20 protein-coding genes are annotated in these 20326 nt (G+C 38.8%); 8 read left to right on the top strand and 12 right to left on the bottom strand.

Annotated elements, in window-relative coordinates; genetic code table 11:
* The first annotated feature begins 6 nt into the window (after positions 1–6).
* From mreC to BBP83_RS15265, 5 genes are all read left to right on the top strand, one after another.
* Entirely contained in the window at positions 7–864 is an 858-nt protein-coding gene (mreC, locus tag BBP83_RS08550) for a rod shape-determining protein MreC (protein ID WP_068887478.1), read from the top strand.
* A complete protein-coding gene (gene mreD, locus BBP83_RS08545; RefSeq protein ID WP_068887477.1) occupies positions 851–1342 on the top strand; it encodes a rod shape-determining protein MreD in 492 nt (163 codons plus the stop codon). Before mreC ends, mreD begins: the two co-directional genes overlap by 14 nt.
* A complete protein-coding gene (locus tag BBP83_RS08540) occupies positions 1330–1896 on the top strand; it encodes a Maf family nucleotide pyrophosphatase (RefSeq protein ID WP_068887475.1) in 567 nt (188 codons plus the stop codon). Before mreD ends, BBP83_RS08540 begins: the two co-directional genes overlap by 13 nt.
* 38 nt (positions 1897–1934) lie before the next feature.
* Positions 1935–3389: a ribonuclease G gene (gene rng / locus BBP83_RS08535; RefSeq protein WP_068887474.1), complete on the top strand. Its 1455-nt coding sequence runs from the start codon at positions 1935–1937 to the stop codon at positions 3387–3389.
* 130 nt (positions 3390–3519) lie between these two features.
* Complete coding sequence (locus BBP83_RS15265) at positions 3520–3693, top strand: PA1571 family protein (protein ID WP_171258067.1); 174 nt, start codon at positions 3520–3522, stop codon at positions 3691–3693.
* Between the two features lie 101 nt (positions 3694–3794).
* Here BBP83_RS15265 and BBP83_RS08530 read toward each other — a convergent pair whose 3' ends face one another.
* Together BBP83_RS08530 and BBP83_RS08525 are read right to left on the bottom strand one after the other, a co-directional pair.
* Positions 3795–5174 (bottom strand): WS/DGAT/MGAT family O-acyltransferase, encoded by a 1380-nt coding sequence (locus BBP83_RS08530; RefSeq protein ID WP_068887472.1) that lies wholly within the window; start codon positions 5172–5174, stop codon positions 3795–3797.
* Between the two features lie 169 nt (positions 5175–5343).
* Positions 5344–6078, bottom strand: a complete 735-nt coding sequence (locus tag BBP83_RS08525) for a phosphoadenylyl-sulfate reductase (protein ID WP_068887469.1) — start codon at positions 6076–6078, stop codon at positions 5344–5346.
* A 196-nt stretch (positions 6079–6274) separates the two neighbouring features.
* Between BBP83_RS08525 and thrH the strand changes: the two genes are divergently transcribed.
* On the top strand, positions 6275–6892 hold the full coding sequence (gene thrH, locus BBP83_RS08520; protein WP_068887467.1) for a bifunctional phosphoserine phosphatase/homoserine phosphotransferase ThrH: 618 nt from the start codon (positions 6275–6277) through the stop codon (positions 6890–6892).
* A gap of 74 nt (positions 6893–6966) precedes the next feature.
* Here the strand turns inward: thrH and BBP83_RS08515 are convergent, their stop codons facing one another.
* From BBP83_RS08515 to BBP83_RS08500, 4 genes are all read right to left on the bottom strand, one after another.
* Entirely contained in the window at positions 6967–8082 is a 1116-nt protein-coding gene (locus BBP83_RS08515; protein ID WP_068887466.1) for an OmpP1/FadL family transporter, read from the bottom strand.
* A 307-nt stretch (positions 8083–8389) separates the two neighbouring features.
* On the bottom strand, positions 8390–9649 hold the full coding sequence (locus BBP83_RS08510; RefSeq protein WP_068887464.1) for an OmpP1/FadL family transporter: 1260 nt from the start codon (positions 9647–9649) through the stop codon (positions 8390–8392).
* 727 nt (positions 9650–10376) lie between these two features.
* Entirely contained in the window at positions 10377–11075 is a 699-nt protein-coding gene (locus tag BBP83_RS08505) for a pirin family protein (RefSeq protein ID WP_068887462.1), read from the bottom strand.
* A 500-nt stretch (positions 11076–11575) separates the two neighbouring features.
* Positions 11576–12802, bottom strand: coding sequence for a L,D-transpeptidase family protein (locus BBP83_RS08500; protein ID WP_068887460.1), 1227 nt, complete (start codon positions 12800–12802; stop codon positions 11576–11578).
* 206 nt (positions 12803–13008) lie between these two features.
* On the opposite strand from BBP83_RS08500, the gene hemE reads away from it, so the two are divergent.
* Both hemE and BBP83_RS08490 read left to right on the top strand, forming a co-directional pair.
* Entirely contained in the window at positions 13009–14079 is a 1071-nt protein-coding gene (gene hemE / locus BBP83_RS08495) for a uroporphyrinogen decarboxylase (protein ID WP_068887458.1), read from the top strand.
* 30 nt (positions 14080–14109) lie between these two features.
* Positions 14110–14910: a DUF817 family protein gene (locus BBP83_RS08490; protein ID WP_171258066.1), complete on the top strand. Its 801-nt coding sequence runs from the start codon at positions 14110–14112 to the stop codon at positions 14908–14910.
* A gap of 54 nt (positions 14911–14964) precedes the next feature.
* Here the strand turns inward: BBP83_RS08490 and BBP83_RS08485 are convergent, their stop codons facing one another.
* The 6 genes from BBP83_RS08485 to BBP83_RS08460 all read right to left on the bottom strand — a co-directional run bounded on the left by BBP83_RS08485 (position 14965) and on the right by BBP83_RS08460 (position 19667).
* On the bottom strand, positions 14965–15324 hold the full coding sequence (locus BBP83_RS08485) for a cupin domain-containing protein (protein WP_068887456.1): 360 nt from the start codon (positions 15322–15324) through the stop codon (positions 14965–14967).
* A 109-nt stretch (positions 15325–15433) separates the two neighbouring features.
* Positions 15434–15982 carry a GTP cyclohydrolase I FolE gene (folE, locus tag BBP83_RS08480; protein ID WP_171258075.1) on the bottom strand — a complete coding sequence of 183 codons (549 nt, stop codon included), beginning with the start codon at positions 15980–15982 and terminating at the stop codon, positions 15434–15436.
* A gap of 97 nt (positions 15983–16079) precedes the next feature.
* Entirely contained in the window at positions 16080–16763 is a 684-nt protein-coding gene (locus BBP83_RS08475) for a Smr/MutS family protein (protein WP_068887452.1), read from the bottom strand.
* 429 nt (positions 16764–17192) lie between these two features.
* Positions 17193–17999 (bottom strand): indole-3-glycerol phosphate synthase TrpC, encoded by an 807-nt coding sequence (trpC, locus tag BBP83_RS08470; RefSeq protein WP_068887450.1) that lies wholly within the window; start codon positions 17997–17999, stop codon positions 17193–17195.
* A gap of 18 nt (positions 18000–18017) precedes the next feature.
* On the bottom strand, positions 18018–19064 hold the full coding sequence (gene trpD / locus BBP83_RS08465; protein ID WP_068887448.1) for an anthranilate phosphoribosyltransferase: 1047 nt from the start codon (positions 19062–19064) through the stop codon (positions 18018–18020).
* 18 nt (positions 19065–19082) lie between these two features.
* Positions 19083–19667 (bottom strand): anthranilate synthase component II, encoded by a 585-nt coding sequence (locus tag BBP83_RS08460; RefSeq protein ID WP_068887446.1) that lies wholly within the window; start codon positions 19665–19667, stop codon positions 19083–19085.
* Positions 19668–20326 lie beyond the last annotated feature (659 nt).

Raw genomic sequence — 20326 nt, 5'->3', positions numbered from 1 at the left:
CGGCGGGTGCAAACTCAACTGTTTTCAAGACAACCGCCATCTTTTCGCTCATTTATCATTGCGGTCATTGCATGTTTGGTGGTGCTATTTTTTAATTGGCGCATGCCACATGTGATTCAACCGGCAAGAGACGTCTTGTATGCGGCATATAATCCAATTTATGCTGCTGCAAGCTATCCAGTGTTATCGCGAGAATGGCTCAATCAACAAACCAAGTCTGAAGCTCAATTGCGCCGTGAAAATACCGCGATGCAAGCCGAACTCTTACAGGCTCAAGTGCGTTCGCAAAAACTTTCAGAACTTTCTGCTGAAAACACTCGTTTACGAGGTTTATTAGATACGCCTTTAATTATTGATGGTCGTATGGAAATTGCAGAAGTGATTGGAACCGATGCTGACCCACTTCGACATATTATTGTGATTAATCGTGGTGCTAGTAGCCAACTGAGAGTAGGGCAAACGGTACTTGATGATAAAGGCATTATGGGGCAGATTGTTAATGTCTATCCACATAGTAGTCGAATCATGCTGTTGTCGGATAAAGAACATTCGCTTTCTGTACGCTTAGAACGAACAGGAATGCGTGCGATTGTTTCAGGTACGGGTGATTTAGGGCGTTTAAAGATGGAATACGTTCCTACAAGCGCCGATATCAAAGTGGGTGAAAAAGTGTATAGTTCAGGGCTTGGGGCACATTTCCCTGCTGGCTATTTGGTCGGAACTGTTTCTAAAGTACAACGCCATAATTCAGGTGAATTTTCAAAAATTGATGTCGTTCCATCCGCGCAACTGGCTGGTGGACATCATGTGGTTGTGCTTTTTTCTGATTCTTTAGCGATGGAGCAACCCAATGCCGATCGCTAAATTAAACCGTCCTACCCATAGAGATCCACTGATTGCCATTATCATTTCGGTGATTTTGGCTTCGGTACTGGTGGTTTATCCATTATCTTATGAATTTTCGGGTTGGCGCCCGTTATTTATGATGCTAGTGACGCTCTTTTGGGTGCTGTGTCAGCCAACATGGTGTGGTATCTGGTTTGCATTTTGTACTGGAATTTTTGCCGATCTACTGGTCGATGCACCGCTTGGAATGAATGGGCTCAGTTTTGTTGTCATTGCCTTTATGTCCAGATTTTTAACCCGCGAACGCCGTATTTTAACTTTCGGTAATTTGTGGATTATTGCATCTCTTGCTACGGTGGCACATCTGTTCTTTATATGGATTGCCCAAGTCATGAGTGGTGTACATTTCTCTTTTGCTCGGCATTGGCAACCCTTGTTGTCTAGTATTTTGGTTTGGCCAATCATTTATTATCTGTTGAAAAAATGGCGCATCTAATTCTTGCTTCAAGTTCGCCTAGACGCCGTGAATTATTAGCGCAGCTCGGACTGACTTTCGATATTGAGAGTCCAGATATTGATGAATCGATATTCAAAGATGAATCGGCATCGGTTTATGTAGAGCGTTTAGCACGTGTTAAAGCGGAAGTAGTGCAACAGCATTTCCCAGATGCTATTGTTATTGCTGCAGATACCAGTTTGGGTCTAGATGGTAAAATACTGGGTAAGCCTGAATCTAAACAACATGCTTTTGAAATGTGGGCGCAACTTTCAGGTCGAAAACATGATGTCTTTTCAGGTGTTTGTGTCCGTACAAAAGATCAAATTTGCAGTATAGTAGTACGGACTCAGGTTGAGTTTCAGCGCCTAAGCCTAGGTGATATGGAAAGTTATTGGGCAACGGGTGAGCCTGTTGGAAAGGCAGGTGCCTATGCCATTCAAGGAATTGCTGCGCGCTATATTCCACGAATTGATGGTAGTTACTCAAATGTAGTGGGCTTGCCCTTGCATGAAACTGTACAGTTATTACAGACAGTTAAGGTACTAAATTAACTGCAGAAAAGAATTTTTATAATGTTTTGAGTTTTATTATGTCTGACGAGTTGTTAATTAACGTCACACCGATGGAGTGTCGTGTTGCGTTAATTGAAAATGGCACGGTCAATGAATTATTTGTTGAGCGTACCGTCAAGCGCGGTTTGGTCGGTAATATTTACAAGGGAAAGGTCGTTCGCGTACTTCCCGGAATGCAGGCAGCCTTTGTCGATATTGGTTTGTCTCGGACGGCATTTTTACATATCAATGATATGATTTGGCCAAAAAACCAGCCTACGCCTAATGTATTTGAATTGCTCCAACCCGGACAAATTCTGACTGTTCAAGTCATGAAAGATATGTTGGGGACTAAGGGTGCACGTTTAACCACAGATCTTTCTATTCCTTCGCGCTATTTGGTGATGATGCCTTTTGGTAACCATATTGGTGTATCGCAACGGATTGAATCTGAAGAAGAACGAGATCGTTTGCGTTCAATTATTGAACATATTCAGGCAGAACATAAATTACCAGGATCGGTGATTGTACGTACTGCTGCAGATGGAATTGAAGAAGAAGCCATTGCACAAGATATGGCATATTTAGCCAAGCTTTGGGAGTTTATTCAACGCAAGCAAAAAATTATTGCCGTTCCGTCATTAGTTTTTGAAGAACTGCCATTACCTCAGCGTGTTATTCGCGATTTAGCCAATAATGAAACTGCTAAAATTCATGTCGATTCACGTGAAATACATGCCAAGCTTAAAGAGTTTGTGGATGAATTTGTACCGAATATGCGTGAGCGACTTGTTCACTATCCGGGTGAGCGTCCAATATTTGACTTGTATAATGTCGAAGAAGATATTCAAAAAGCCTTGCAGACACGTGTTGCGTTAAAGTCTGGTGGCTATCTGATGATTGATCAGACCGAAGCTATGGCGACCATTGACGTCAATACCGGTTCATATGTTGGTGGTCGCACCTTAGAAGACACCGTTTTTAAAACCAATATGGAAGCCACACAGATTATTGCGCGACAGCTTCGCTTGCGTAATTTGGGTGGGATTATCATCATTGATTTTATTGATATGCAAGAAGCGCATCATCGTGAACAGGTGATGAACCAGTTTGAAAAAATGCTGGAACGTGATCATGCCAAAACGAAAATTACACAGGTGTCTGAACTGGGCTTAGTGGAAATGACCCGTAAGCGCACACGTGAATCTTTAGAACATTTGCTCTGCGAATCTTGCCCAACCTGTCAGGGCAGAGGATATGTAAAAACTGCCGAGACAGTGTGTTACGAAATCTTTCGGGAGATTTTGCGTTATGCACGTGCATTTGAAAATCAGAGTGGCTTTACTGTCGTCGCGCATCCTTTGGTGATAGACCGATTATTAACAGCAGAAGCTCCTGCAGTGGCGGATTTAGAGCACTTTATTACTGGTGTGATAAAGTTTCAGGTCGAAAATTTATATACGCAAGAGCAATACGATATCATCTTGAATTGAAATTGTAACAGGATGTCGTTAAACACTTGTTACAACTGAAATTTTACTTTTGATCTGTAATTTTGAATACTTAACACATCGAATAGCCAAAGCCGTTTCTCTCTTTCGGCTTAGCAAACTGAGGTGTGTTATGGGTATTAGTAAAGCAGTGATGAGTACTGGTTTAAAGCATGTACTAGATGCTAAAACAATTAATTCAGCTTGTATTGTAGATGAACGCGGTAATGAGGTTCAGATTACAGCATTAATGATTCGTACAGCGTGTCATCAATTATTAAAACAATGTCGAAATATTAAAAATTAAGGGGCTATTTAAAGCCCCTTAATTTTTTTGTTCATTTTATAAAAATTTAGTGAAATATTTATACCTAAATTAATTGGCAAATTCTTCCAGTAAGTTTGCGGTCAGCTGACCGCTTTAAGCTTTGGGTTATCTTTATTGACTATCTCTTCAAAGCGTTGAATTTCTTCTTCCAAATGTGTCAGCAGATTTTGCATTTTAGGCAAGGCATTGCGACAGGCGGTTAAACCTACTTCTAATTTGTCTAAGTAACTGGTCATGGTGATATTCAGCGCCTGTCCATCCAAAACAATAGAAGCAGGATAGAGTGCATCTAAACGAGCACCATTCCAGTACAGTGGTTCGCGTGGGCCAGGTACATTAGAAATGACCAAGTTAAACGCTTGGCGTTTTGGCATTAAACCAGAAGCAATATTTAAGCCTGCAGCACCATAAACAAATGCACTGTAATTTAAAATTTGATTGGCATTCATGCGTTTAAAGCGTTCTTTAGCATTCAAGACACTACGACGTACAATTTGAAGTCGTTCTAGTGGGTCTTCTTTGTTTGTGCCTAAATTTGCCAAAATCATTGTAATTCGGTTCGATATTTCTGAATCATCTGTACGAACAGAAGCAGGTACCATCGCAATCAATGGTTTTTTGGGTAGTGCATTTTGGCTAATTAAATACTCACGTAATGCGCCTGAACAAATGGCCAGAACAATATCATTAATGGTGACATTCAATTCTTTTGCAATATGAGATAGGCGGGAAAAATCAAAAGACTGTGCGGCAAAACGACGTGAAGAACTCACGCGCTGATTTAAAATAGAGCTTGGTGCTTGGAAACTAGAAACATAATCGGGATTGCGACCCATATCTTTCATAATGGTTTGTGACAATTCATAAAACACACGCGGTGTTGAATCGAGTTGTCCCTTGAGTCCATCTAGTAAACTTTTAATACGGCTGACTTTTGGCTGTTTTAAGCGTTTTGAACGTGGCCCTTCCACACACCATGGTGGCACAATACTTTTTGCATTCGGGTCATCAGACAGTGATTTTTCGACTAGGCGCATACCTGCAATGCCATCGACCATAGCATGATGTATTTTAAAGTACATGGCAAAGCGGTTGCCTTCAATACCTTCAATAATATGGCAAGTCCAAAGGGGTTTTGCACGGTCAATTAGGGTACTGTGTTCTTGTGAGATATAAGTGAGTAGCTCACGAATACGTCCCGGTTGTGGCAAGGCAATGTGGCGAAAATGGTGGTCTAAGTCAAACTCTTCATCTTCATCCCAAAAAAAACCATTTAAGCGATTGTTAAATGGTGGGATTGGAATACATTTTGAATTACGAATATCAGTGACTAAGTCTTGAATAAAACTCGCTGGGGCATTTTCTGGAATGGTAAATAAAAATAACCCTCCAACATGCATAGGTTGTTGCCGTTTTTCTAAGTTGAGAAAAATAAAATCAATTGGGTGTAATGGACGCATAGCGTGGATTGCCTCACTGCATGTCTACGGGCACTCTTGTATGAGTAGCCTTGTTAGAATTATTAAATTAGATAGATAAAGTATAGCGTTTTTAATTCAGAAAAAAACTGATTTTATGTGTATCTATGCGTCGAAAAAACCACTGTATTTTACAGTGGTTTGGACTTGATTATTTTTTTAAATTGCCAGCGTGTAAACCACACTCTTTATGTGTCGCTTCTTCCCACCACCAACGACCTTCACGTTCATGCTGATTAGGCAATACTGGGCGTGTGCAAGGTTCACAGCCAATGGAAATAAAACCACGTTCATGCAAAGGATTATAAGGAATTTCCATTAAACGGATATAGTTCCAAACATCTGCACTTGACCAGTTTGCCAGTGGATTGTATTTAATTAATTGTTTACTTGGGCCAGAAAAACCAACATCTGCTTGCACAACTGGAATTTCATGACGTGTGCCCGGGCTTTGGTCTTTACGTTGACCAGTAATCCAGCCATCTAGAGTTGCTAGTTTTTTACGCAAAGGCTGTACTTTACGAATACCACAACATTCTTTGTGATCATCTTGATAAAAGCTAAAAAAACCTTTTTGGCTGACTAGCTTTTGCACAGCCTCTGTTTCTGGGAAACAGATTTCAATATCAATATTATAATGCTTACGCACAGTCTCTATAAATTGATAGGTTTCTGCATGTAGACGACCTGTATCAAGACTGAATACGCGAAAAGGTTTACCTAAGTGCGATGCCATATCAATCAGCACAACGTCTTCTGCACCTGAAAATGAAATGGCAATTTCACCTTCTTGGCTTAGTGCAAGCGCCATAATTTCATTTGGAGATTTATCTGCATACTCAGAAGCAAGTGCATCTACAATATTAATGCTTGGAATGATGGTCATGTTTGTCCTGGCTATAGGCTTGGAACGTCAAAACCTATGTTAGTTTATTTCATATTCATTTTAATAGAATTACTAAAACAGACTTATCACTAAAAAATAGATACTTATGAAAAAAATAGATTTAAAAAAGAACGATGCAAAAAATCATTCTTAAGCTATGATAGTGCAAAATTTTTCACTGACATTGGGAGAACCCATGGAAATCGTATGTCTTGATCTTGAGGGTGTGTTAGTTCCAGAAATCTGGATTAACTTCGCTAAAAAAACAGGGATTAAAGAACTTGAAGCCACAACACGAGATATTCCTGACTACGATGTGTTAATGACACAACGTTTGAATATTTTAAAACAACATGGTCTGGGCTTAAATGATATTCAAGCTGTAATTGCGGATATGGGGCCATTTCCGGGTGCAAAAGAATTTATAAAATGGGTAAGTACGCATTTTCAATTGATTATTTTGTCAGATACCTTCTATGAATTTGCTCACCCACTGATGAAGCAATTAGATTGGCCAACAATTTTCTGCCATAAGTTAGAAACAGATGAACAAGGTATGATTGTTGACTATAAATTACGTCAACCCGATCAGAAACGTAAAGCTGTACAAGCATTACATGGGTTGAATTTTCGCGTGATTGCGGCGGGTGATTCGTATAACGACACTACAATGCTAGGTGAAGCCGATCATGGTTTCTTATTTGACGCGCCTGAAAATGTGATTGCTGAATTTCCACAATTTCCATCAATTCGTGGTTATGACGCATTAAAAGAAGCTATTCGTGATGCTTCTGTACGTGATATTCCTGCTTAAAAGTATATTGATGTGCAATAAGAAAGGGCGCTAATTGCGCCCTTTCTTATTGAATTTTACTTCTATCATACAAATTAGAAGCGGTACCCAATTTTCATACCGTAGCCGATTGCATGGTTATCGCTAAATTCGCCTTTAACCACACCGCCAGTTTGACCTTCTGCATCACCTAGCCAAAAGTACTTCACGCCTGCTTGAATAAAGTAGTTTTCAGCTGGACTGTATTGACCGCCAAGACCGATGGACCAATAGCCTTCAGTTGGACCTAAAATTGTTACAGGGTTACCTGCACCTGAGTCCCAACCAACTGCTGCAGTACCTGCCCATTTTGCATTGAATTTGCGGGAAATTCCGGCAGTGACAGAGTATTGGTCATCAGAATAGCTAATTAAGTCCTGACCAACTTTACCTAATAATGTAGGGCTTACGGTAAATTGATCCCAATGTACCCAGCGCATATTTGCGAAGACTAAAGTGTTTGGTGCAACGCCTGTTTGTAAATCAATATTTACAGATTGAGGGGTCGTGGCATTTAAAGAGCTATGAAGAGGGATAGGGCTGATATTAGCGGTTTCTATCGATTTTGCATTATGTTCAATTTCAGAACGGTAGGTCACAGATGCTTTTAAAGCAATCTCTGGTATTTGGTAAGCAAAGCCAGCTAACCAGCCAAAAGCTTCTTCTTCTTCTACTTTAATGTCATAACTCAAACCACTATAGGCTTTTCCACGCAATTTAATATCAGCTTCTACGGTTTGCCACACTGGACCCGCATAAAAGTTCCAGTTCTCAGTTGGTTGATAACCAATCAATGCAGTTAAGTTATTAGTACGTACTTGAACTTGAGTGCCTTCAGTGCTATCTGCAAAATTTGAGCCATCAACTGAATAAGTTGCATCTGCACCATAAGGTTGGTCGTATAAAAGGCCTAAGGAAATTTTATCAGTTGCTTGAATTTTTATAGCTGCAGAAGGGAAATAGTAATCATCAGCCATGTCACCCACTGGATTGTTACTTCTATCTTTACCTTTTACAGTGGGGTCTAAAACTGAAAGGCCTGCTTCTGCGTAATTTCCAGCTTGAAGGAATGCCGAAATTGACTGACCAGAACGGTCTAGTCCTGCAGCGAAAACAGAAGTGGCTGGTAATAAGCTGATTAGAATCGCTTTAGATAACTGGCTGAGTTGCATAGTTTTCCCTGTTTGTAACTTTTCATGGGTAATCAATGCAAGGAAAGTAACATAATAAAAAAATGAGTAAATACTCCAACACACTCTAGAAATGAACGCGGGAATACAAAAAAAGTAGTTGTATAGAGCAAAAAGTCTATTTGGAGTAATCTATCTAAATGATTTTTAATAAAAAATAGAGTGTTTATTTTAATATTTAGATGTAATTATGAGATTTTTTAAATGTTTGTTTTTACAACGGTTGATTCGTTACTAAAATTGATAAGAAGACCATAGTTAGCTATGGTCTTCTTAATTTGCTATTTAATTAAAACTTGTAACCGATTTTTAGACCATATGCCCAAGCATCGTTGTCTTCAAATTTAGCAACAGACTCGTTTGTACCGAACATAGACGCTGGCTGAGCTTCTGCATCACCTAGCATGAAGTATTTAACACCACCAGCAATAAAGTAATTCGGTGCTGGGCTAAACTGCACACCTAAACCTACGTTCCAATAACCTTCAGTTGGACCAAGTGTGGAAACAGGATTACCTGCACCAGAGTCCCAGCCTACAGAGACATTGCCTGCCCATTGTTCATTAATTTTACGACCAATACCAACTGTGGCATTGATTTGATCATCAGTATAAGCAACAAGATCAAAACCACCCACAGGGCCACGACCTAACGCCCCTAATGTTTCAGATGCATTACCAAAAGCGGTAGGGCGAATTGCAAAGTTTGACCAATCTACCCAGCGAACGTTAGCAAATGCGACTGTATTTGCCATGATGCCTGTTTGGAAATCGAGGTTTACAGATTGTGGTGTAGTAATATTAGTATTCGAGTTTAATGAAAAAGGACCACCTAGTAGCGCACTCACGCCAGACTCTGTTGTTCCAGCTTCATGTTTGATTTCAGAACGATATGTAACTGAGGCTTTAAGAGCAATTTCAGGAATTTGATAAGCTAAACCAGCCAACCAACCAACAGCGCTGTCCTCTTTTATACTGGCATTATATAATCCAAGAGCTTGGTTAGCACCATATGCGATACCACGAAGTTTAACATCACCTTTTACAGTTTGGTAAACACCACCACCATAAATATTAATGTTTTCAATTGGCTGGAAACCAAAAAGCATTGAAATATTTTGACTTTTTACTTCAACCTCGGTTGTCTCACCCATTAATTGAAAGGCACCGGGTGCACCTGGTGCGGATAATGTCGCATCACTTGAGCTATAAGTAGCATCAGCACCAAATGGCTGATCATAAATAATACCAAAAGAGAAGTTGTCAGTTAACTGTAATTTTAGTGCAGCTTGAGGAAAATAATAATCTCCAGCCATATCATCTAATGATGTGTTTGCAAGTGCTCCTAAAGTTGGATTACTTGCAGGGGCAGTGCTATTCATTTTACCCGATACATTTGGATCTAAAACAGAAATACCTGCTTCAAAGTAGTTGCCAGGCTGTAAAAATGCAGCAATAGACTGACCAGAACGATCAAGCGCAGCTGCAAATGCGCCAGTTGCTGGTAATGTTGCAAGAATTAAGGCTGTTGTTAGCTTTTTTAATTTCATTCTTCATCTTTCCTTGGTGTACAAATTGAAGTTACTGCATTTTTATTTGAGGTTACAGAGGGCATTGGTATGGATGAATCTTTGGCTTCCAATACGCTAAGTTGTTACTCCATGTGACAAAAATAGCACAAAAAAAATAAGAGTAAATGCTCTAGGTGGAAAAAATAAAATAAAAACCTCTTATATTGGAGCAAATGCACTAATTTTATTCAAAACTAGTTTTTAACTATTTGTTTTTAGTTAAATTAAAAATAGAACTGATGAGTAATAAAAAAATAAAAATATGTTATTTTTAAGCTGAACTAATGTTATGTATGTCACATATTGAAAAATAGTATTGCCCAGTAGGGCTTAGATTATTGGTACCTACATTTAAAAAAATTATAGATCTTTTTTCATAACTATTTTTTGAACAGTTTTAGATGTAGATTTTTTCTATTAAATTAGGTCTTAAGCTGAATTTTTATCTTTAATAAGGCTCCAGCAAGGATCTGACTAATTTTGCTGTACAGTGCATTTCAAGATGCCTTTCTTACGCACCCAAAATGCTTTTTCATCTTACTTCTTAGTTAATTAATCTTTGTTACACTTCGCTTGAGAATCTAAGATTTAAAAAATGAGGCTCTGTTGTGAAGAATTAAAAAGTTAAAGTAAAGCGTTTTAACTGATTAACATTATTCATGAAGAGAGCCTGTTAAGTTTATAAATTCAGACTGATTGTATGTGCTTATTCAATATGTTCAGGTAAATCAAACCAAATGACCTGTGTATCTTCCAATGCTTGCAGCTCACTGTTTTCTAAGAAACCGAGTGCACCGCCAGCGTCTACAGTATGTTCAGCAATTTGAACTTTACCTGATATCACATGAACATAATTGACATGTTGAGTTGCTTCAATGGGTAATTTTTGCCCTTTTATTACGACAGCGGTTTTTACTTCAGCATTTTGGCGAATATGCATCGGCGCATTGTCATTGGGGCCACAAATTAGATGCCATTGATTTGGTGCATCGTGTGGGTCGAGCTGAATTTGTTGATAATTCGGCATAGCATTACGCTCATTGGGAATAATCCAAATTTGCAATAAATGTACCGGTTCATCTCCCTGATTCATTTCACTATGGCGAATGCCTGTACCAGCACTCATTAATTGCCATTCGCCGGCAGTAATTCCACCATGATTTCCCATACTGTCTTTGTGGGTAATAGTACCTTTTAAGACACAGGTCAAAATTTCCATGTTGTCGTGGGGATGTTGACCAAACCCTTGATGACCATCAATTAAATCATCATTGATGACCCGAAGGGTACTCACACCCATATATTCAGGGTTATACCAATTGCCAAAAGAAAAACTATGTTTAGATTCTAACCAACCCATTTTGACGTGGCCACGATTTTCACTTGGATGGACAAAAGCATTCATATTCTTGTTCCTTTAATATTTAACTTGAGTCTATTTTAGTGTTTTAAATTAAGGGTGAAAGTGGTGTATTCGCAATACAGCGTTGCAAATTTAAGATAATTCGACTACGGACTATTTAAGATTACAATAGCGTAAATAAATGATACTTATGAATACACTTAAATTCTTTTGAGTAATGAAACAACCTAGATTGCTGAACTAATGTCAATAATTATACTGAATCTAGGTAATTGTTTTTTATTGGTATTGTTTTAAATGTAGAGCCAATTTTTACAGCCAATAGAGTGGGCAAAGATATTAATAGATATATCTATAGGCATGACTTGAAAGTGGATAGAGGCAGAATACTTGAGTTGTTTATGATCGATTGATGATCGAAGGTTATTTTTATAAAAACTAAGTATTGGCTTTAATCTTGAAATAAAAGCTCATATTTGAAATATAAAAAAGGTGCTCTACTAAAACAGTAGAAGCACCTTGGAATTTCTAGAGTGAAATGATCACTCTAAGAATTTAACTGTAACGCCAGATTTAACTTTTTTGCCTAAATCATTTGCATCCCAGTTGGTTAAACGGATACAACCATGCGATGCAGTTTTAGAAATTGCAGATGGATTTGGTGTACCGTGAATACCAAATGATTTTTTACTTAAACCAATCCAGATATTACCTACTGGGCCATTTGGACCGGGTGGTAAAGACAGTGCTTTAGTATTTTTACCTTGAACAAAGTTACTTGGTGAATAGCCATACCAAGGATTTGGTGCTACACCAGTCACTTTATAAGTACCTGTTGGCGACGGTGTATCAGAACTACCAATGGTCGCAGGGAATGAACCAATCATTTGATTACGACTGTTAAATAAATACAGCTGTTTCGCACCTTTATGGGCAACAATCAAATGAATGTCTTCTGGTACTTCATTGCGGATATTTGCCACAACAAGCTTTTCACCCACTTTGCTAAAAGATGCTTTAGGATTCATTTTCTTTAAGAAATCTTCATCCATGTGGAATTTTTCAGCCAACATTTCACTCACGCGTGTGTAATACAAGCCTTTCATTTGGGCTTGTAGCGCGTAATCATGCGGAATAGATTTGGCATAAGGGCCGTCAAGATCTTTCTGCGTAATTGTATATTCTACAAATGCAGGTTTGCCCCCTTGGTTGGCAACTAATGCATCCCAAGTTTCTTTGGTTAGGATTCCAGTTGGCTTAATACCCACAATTTGCTGGAAAGATGCAATGGCTTTAAGGGTATTTTTACCACTAGAGCCATCAATTGCACCCGGTGATGCATGGGCATTATTCAGCATGACATGCGCACGTGCATAGACAGGGAATTGACCTTTACCAATATTGTCATACCACTGTGCATTATTAATGCCATCTAAAGTCCATGCAACTTTTGCAGCACTAGATGAAGAAGGTGTAACTGTTTTAGACGTAGGTGCTGTAGGTGAGGTGCCTACTGGTGCATTTTGATCTTCAGTTTTTTGCAGATCATTCAGCGTTTGAGACGCTTTATTTAAATCTTGTTGTTCTTGAGATGTAATCTGTGATGATGCAGATGACGCTGAATCTGCAGCAAGGGGATCAATGGGGTCTTGAACAGCTACATTTGTGATAGCTTGGGGCTTTAATGGTTGTTCAGCAGTAGATGCGGCGAAAGTTGTGCCAGCAAATATGCAACTTAAACTCAATGCGAGCATTGTGCGAACGAACATGTAACTCAACCTTAAGAATTATTCATTTACAATATGGAAAAACGTTTGCAAGTATTACAGAAAAATTTTGCAGATGCAGTATATCTTTTGTGTAAACCTCATTTTTATCTGAGATAAAGCTTATTTTTAAAAGTTGTGAGAAATTACTAAATTTGAAGGCTTTTTGGTATGATTGAGGGCAAAGTTAAAAACAGAAGAGATAGTAAATGACGACCTTAAAAAATGATCGTTTTCTGCGTGCTTTACTTCGTGAGCCTGTGGACACGACCCCTGTATGGATGATGCGTCAGGCAGGCCGTTATTTACCTGAATATCGTGCAACCCGTGCAACAGCAGGTGATTTTTTATCACTGTGTAAAAATGCAGACTTTGCCTGTGAAGTAACGCTCCAACCTTTGCGTCGTTATGATCTAGATGCAGCAATTTTATTTTCTGATATTTTAACCGTACCAGATGCATTGGGTTTAGGTCTATATTTTGAAGCAGGCGAAGGGCCAAAATTTCACAAAACTGTACGTACTGAACAAGATGTTGCCAATTTACCTGCATTTAATGCCAAGTCAGATTTAGACTATGTGATGAATGCAGTCCGCACGATTCATTCTGCTTTGGGTGGTCAAGTTCCTTTAATTGGCTTTTCAGGTAGCCCATGGACACTCGCAACGTATATGGTTGAAGGTGGTTCAAGTAAAGATTTCCGTTTTACCAAAAATATGATGTATGCGCAGCCAGAAGTAATGCACGCTTTACTGGATCGCTTGGCTGTTGCGGTCATTGACTATTTAAATGCACAAATTGATGCAGGGGCGCAAGCTGTACAAATTTTTGATAGCTGGGGTGGTGCGCTGGCACACCGCGAATATATTGAATTTTCTTTAAATTATATGCAGAAAATTGTCGCAGGCTTACAGCGTGAAAAAGATGGACGAAAAATACCGGTAATTTTATTTACCAAAGGTGGCGGGCAATGGTTAGAACCAATGATTGCGACGGGTGCGGATGCATTTGGCCTAGATTGGACAACACAACTAAATGTGGCGCGCCAAACGGTAGCAGGACGCGCGGCTTTACAAGGTAATTTAGATCCTGCAACGTTGTATGGCTCACCTGCATCAATTGTAAAAGCAACCAAGGCTATGCTTGATGATGCTTATGCAAATGGTGAAAAAACTGGTTATGTGGCCAACCTAGGTCATGGCATTACACAATGGGTCGACCCTGAACGTCCGAAAGCCTTTATTGATACTGTACATGAGTACAGTGCAAAGTACTTATAATTTGTTCAGATGTGGACTCTTTAGAATTTAATGTTGATCTCGATATTTAAAGCATGTTTTGAGTTCTCATTTAAGGCAGCTTCGGCTGCCTTATTTGGGATATTACTGTTAATTGCATTTGTTATTACAGCATCCATGGGCAGTCAAGAGTTTTACGGTTTTTTCCGTTATGACTATTTATTGTTTTATGCCGTACTTATTCAAATTTGTTTACTGTATTTAAAATTAGAATCTTGGGAAGAAGCGAAAGTTATTGCCTTATTTCATGTCATGGCCATGGTGATGGAAATTTTCCTGACGCATCCGCAAATCGCCTCTTGGCAGTACCCACAACCTGCAGTATTTAAAATTTTGACTGTACCGTTATTTGCAGGTTTTATGTATTCGGCAGTCGGAAGTTTTTTTGCTCGATCATTGCGTTTATATCAGGTCTCATTTGAAAATTTGCCAAGCTTTGGCAGTATGCTCATTTTAGCACTGCTGTCTTATATGAATTTTATGAGCAAATTTTTTGTTCCCGATATCCGCATGATTTTATTCGCTTGGAGTGTGTGGCTATTTTGGAAAACAAAAATTAAATTTCAATTACAACAGCATCAATTCCAATTGCCGATGTTACCCATATTAATCTTGTTGGCTTTTATTATTTGGATTGCAGAAAATATTAGTACTTTTTATAAAATTTGGCTGTACCCAAGTCAGGTCGATGCATGGCATATGGTGGGTTGGGGCAAGCTAGGCTCTTGGTATTTATTGCTTTTATTAAGCCTTGTTTTGGTTTTGAAGATTCTTGGAACACGTGAGCGTAATGGTTATTGGCATCTTAAATAATTGTTTTTATAGATTACAGTGAACTTTAGCTTATGAAACTGTAATCTATAAGCATTAAGCTTCTACAATCACATAGTATTTTTTAACAGCTTCTACTACTTCAAATATTCCTTCAAAACTGGGCGGAATAATACCTGCTTCACCAGCACCGACTTCAATTATGGTATCTGAGTTTTTATCATGTAAGCGTACAAGTCCTTCTATCACATTAAAAAATTCTTGTTTATTGTCTGCAAAGACAATGTTCCATGTACCAACTTCACAATGCCAAATACCACAGTCCATGTTGGGGTGTTCATACAGACTATAAGTCTGTCGCTTAGGGTTGCCTGTGACAAGTCGGTCGGGACGGGGAAAGTCTATCGTACAATTGCTTTGTGTCTGACCGTGACCTGCTAAATATATTTTTGACATTGCCAATGCCTCATGTATGAAATTTAAAAACGGTACTTTAACGTTATGGGTAAAAAAGCCCCAACACGAGTTGAGGCTTAATGAATACTATAAATACATAACTTTTAAATTAGTAATTTTCAGGTAAAGCACCTAAAAACTCACGACGGTCTTCTTTATTGGTTTTAAAGTCACCAATAAAAGAAACGGTACGTGTGGTCGACTCTTGTTTGCCGACACCACGCATCATCATACACATATGTGCTGAATCAATCATGACGGCTACACCGCGTGCTTGAGTAATTTCTGCGACTGCTTCTGCAATTTGTTGCGTTAGATTTTCTTGAATCTGTAAACGGCGTGCAAACATTTCAGTAATGCGTGCAAACTTAGACAACCCTAAAACGTTGCCTTCTGGCAAATACGCAATATGTACACGGCCATAAAACGGCAATAAATGATGTTCACAAAGAGAGTAGAACTCAATATTTTTGACCAGTACCATTTCACGGTTGTCGGAAGGGAAGACCGCATTATTGGTCACTTCTTCCAATGTTTGGCTATAACCAGATGTCAGATACGAAAAAGCTTTAGCAGCACGCATGGGAGTATCTTTTAGACCTGGGCGATTCAGATCTTCACCAACGGCAGTAAGAATGTTAGCGTAGGATTGCTGCATAGACATAAGACGTGTTCACTTACACATAGAGATTGAAACAAGGACGGCATTGTATCAGAAAACTATTACAATGCCTGCTTTTGGGGGGTAAATCCGATTATTGTTTAAACTTTGGGTTCTTTTCTGCGCGTTTTAACAGAACCAGAACCGCACCAGTGCCCCCCTGATTTTCAGGAGCACTGACAAAAGCCAGTACATCGCGGTGCTGACGTAACCAACTGTTCACATGGGTTTTTAAAATGGCTTCTGGGCCTTTACCATGCACAATTTTAAGTACATTTTGATTTTCATCTTTAGCAATTTGAATAATTTGTAGGACTGCACTACGCGCATCTTCAACGGTGCAACCATGCAAATCCACAGCTTCAAACCATCGTAAATTTCCTGCTTTTAAATCTTCAAAGACCTTATGTTGCAAGGTTGCAATGCGATAACTCAGTTTGGCTTGGCTGGCAACCGGATTTAACATTGCCTGCGTATCTGACAAGGCTGCATTATCTACGTCCATTGGGCCTATTGCTGAAGCGCGTTTAGCCAAAGTTTGTGCGTCAGGTTTTTTCTTATTATTTTTTCCCAACTTGGCAATATTGCTCGCATCCATTTTTTGAACACCTTGCATTTGCTTTCGGAAAAAATCCAGATCATCTTCCTGTTCTTGTTCCACAGCTTGAACTTTAGCTTGTTTTGCAAGGGCAGAGGAATGAGGATGGGTGATTTGCTTTTTAAAAGATTTCAGTAAGTTGTACTGATCTTTTGAAAGCGATGAATCATTTTTGCTCATAATTGAAAAATATGGATGATAAGAGGTTTGATGCTAATTATAGTCTGAAATAGCACATATTTGAACTGAATTGGTTCGACAGCATTTTGAACGTATTTACAGAGCAGGCTTTAATTTCAGATTGTTAAAAATGAATAAGTAAAAAAACCTGAAGTTGAATGCGAAAAAATAATGCATTTTAATAGAGAAGCTTACTCGTTTTTTATTTTTTAGTTTAGATAAATTGCATAAATCAAAAAATATTCATTTAAAAACAGCATTATATTATTGGAGTGATTTAGTTTTGATACCCTTTCGTAGGTATTATTTCTACTTTTGAAAGGTCAATAATAGATAGAACCGTGACTGATGAAAAAGTCTATTGGATACTCAAAATTCCATAGATGATAGAAGTTCAGGGTAATGTATTACCCTGAACTTCATAGCCTTTTATACAGGCTGTGGCGTACCAAATAATTCAGTAAAGGCTAGATCTGGGCGTGGTTGCTTCATAAAACTTTCACCCACCAAGAAGGTGTGAATATCATTTTTTTGCATCATCGCAACATCATCAGGCGTTGCAATACCACTTTCAGTCACCAATAGACGCGCAGGTTCTAACAGTTTTTTCAAACGCAGTGATGTATTTAAATCCACATCAAAGGTTTTTAAATTGCGATTATTTACACCCAATAAACAACGCTCAGAAAGGCGTAAAGCGCGTTCAAGTTCCTCTTCATCATGTACTTCAACCAGTACATCTAAATTGTGCTCAAAAGCCGTTTTCGACATTTCTTCTAATTGCTGATTAGACAAGCAGGCAACAATTAACAAAATACAGTCAGCGTGTAAGGCACGTGCTTCAATGACACCATACGGATCAATCAAAAAATCTTTACGTAGGGCAGGTAAGTCACAATGTGTGCGGGCAATCTGAATATTTTCATCTGCACCTTGGAAAAAGTCCACATCTGTTAACACGGATAAACAGGTTGCGCCTGCAGTTTGATACTGCTGTGCAATTTCTGCAGGATTAAAATTTTCGCGAATGATGCCTTTTGATGGAGAGGCTTTTTTAATTTCAGCAATCACGCCAGGGCGTTTACTTTGTAACGATTGTACAAAACCGCGGACAGGCGATGCTGCCTGTGCCAGTTCTTCAAGATCTTTATAGCTACGTTGCTTTAAACGTGTAGCAAATTCTTCCTGCTTACGGTCAACGATTTTTCCTAAGATGGTATTTGCGATATCAACCATGATGTATTCCTTGACCGATTAAGCGTCGTATTGCTTTAAAGTTTTAGTGAATTCTGAGAGCACATCCATTTTTTCTAAAGCTTGTCCGCCATAGATAATGTCATGTGCAAGTGCCACGCCTTGCTTATATGAGTTGGTTAGACCAGATACATAAATGCCTGCGCCCGCATTTAATGCAATAATGCCTGCGGCCTTTTCACCAATAGGTGACTTTTTCTTGCCCAAGGCATTTTTAATTAAAGCTAAGCTTTCGGCTGAACTATCGACAGATAAACCTGTTAAAGTTTGAGATTCGATATCAACAGCTTCTGGCTGAATTTCCCATTCGGTAATTTCGCCATTTTTCAGTTCGGCAACATAGGTTGACGATGCAAGGCTGATTTCATCCAAACCATCTTTAGAATGCACCACCATCACGTGTTCTGCGCCCAATTGTTTCAACACTTCTGCAATAGGACGGCACAGTTCTGTAGAAAATACCCCAATCACAAAGCGCTTTACCCCAGCCGGATTCGTAAGCGGGCCCAGTAAATTGAAAATACTGCGAAAGCCCAATTCTTTACGAGGGCCAGCTGCATATTTCATGGCTTTATGATGGTTGGGTGCAAATAAAAATCCGATGCCTAAGTCACGAATACAACGCTCTGTTTGTTGCATACTAAGGTCAAGATTAATCCCTGCTTGTTCTAATAAGTCTGAAGAACCAGATTTAGAAGACACACCGCGACCACCATGCTTGGCAATATTTGCACCAGCAGCCGCAATCACAAAAGAAGAAGCGGTTGAAACATTAAAAAGATTTTGACCGTCACCACCTGTACCGACAATATCGACTAAATATGACAAATCACTGACATCAATTTTGATGGCAAATTCGCGCATGACTCGAGCTGCAGCGGTAATTTCATCAATACTTTCGCCTTTTTGACGTAAGCCCATCATGAATGCACCAATTTGTGCATCTGTTGCTTCACCATTCATAATGGTGCGCATCACTTCTTCCATTTGTGGTTGAGTGAGTTCGATATTTTTAGTGATGTTATTTAAAGCTTGTTGAATATTCATAATTTTAACTGCGCGTATTTAAGCGTAAATTTCTAAAAAGTTTTGGAAAATTTTGTGGCCATGTTGGCTTAGGATTGATTCTGGGTGGAACTGCACGCCTTCAACAGCTAATGTCTTATGTTTTATGCCCATAATTTCTTCCATAGAACCATCTTGTTCATTGGTCCAGCAAGTCACTTCTAAACATTCAGGCAAAGTCGTTTGATCAATCACTAAAGAATGATAGCGAGTTGCAGAAAATGGCGAAGGTAAATTGCTAAAAATGCCCTTATCGCTGTGATACATGTCAGATAATCGACCATGCATGACTTTTTTAGCGCGAACAATATCACCACCAAATGCTTGCCCAATCGCTTGGTGTCCTAAACAAACACCCAGTAATGGGATTTTGCCAGCAAAATGCTGAATTGCAGGAATTGAAATACCTGCTTCAGAAGGTGAACAAGGGCCGGGGCCAATGACCAAATACTTTGGTTGCCATCGCTCTATATCTTCCAATGTCACGGCATCATTACGGACTACTTTTACTTCCTGATTTAACTCGCCAAAATACTGCACGATGTTATAGGTAAAAGAGTCATAGTTGTCGATCATGAGAAGCATTTTGGATGTAAACCTCTGTTTTATATCATGGTAACTAAGAACACGTTAAAGTGTTACTCACAATGTTACTCACATTAGAAATTTTGCATAAATTAGCGAAATTAAAAAAAAGCCGCTGGTTTAAGCGGCTACTTTATCAGAGTTTGGGGCTTGTGTGACGACTGAATTTACATAAGAGTTAAGCCAGTAACTTAGTTTCCCATCTTTAGAGGGGGCCTGAACAACACCTTCTTTAATTCGATTGTATAAAGTTGCAGTGGTTACATTTAATCGATTAGCAAATTCACGCACATTGGCTTGACTGAAATAAAGTCTGATCCAGTAGTATTTTTCTTTGAAAGTTATGATAAAGATTGAGAACAAAATCATGGATGATTTTCATTCTTTTACCCCTGAATGAGTATTAATTATTTTCTTTAATCTCTTTTCATTAAAACCATATATTTTTTCTTTTTACAGATGTTTCTTTATAGGGGAAAGTACAAAGATGAAGTGAAAATCACAGAGCATTTCACTGATGTTGGCTCTCCATTTTCCAAATATGTCTACAAGGTTCCTCTAGGAAGTGATAATGAAGATAGGTCGGTATGAAAGTGTATTGATGTTTGGCTATAAAAAATTGGATTGGATAGTAGGTTTGTAAAATTTAATTTTTATGC

Origin of the sequence: Acinetobacter celticus (genome assembly GCF_001707755.1) — a bacterium.
Classification (GTDB): Bacteria; Pseudomonadota; Gammaproteobacteria; order Pseudomonadales; family Moraxellaceae; genus Acinetobacter; species Acinetobacter celticus.
This window is presented reverse-complemented; position numbering and strand designations above follow the sequence as displayed.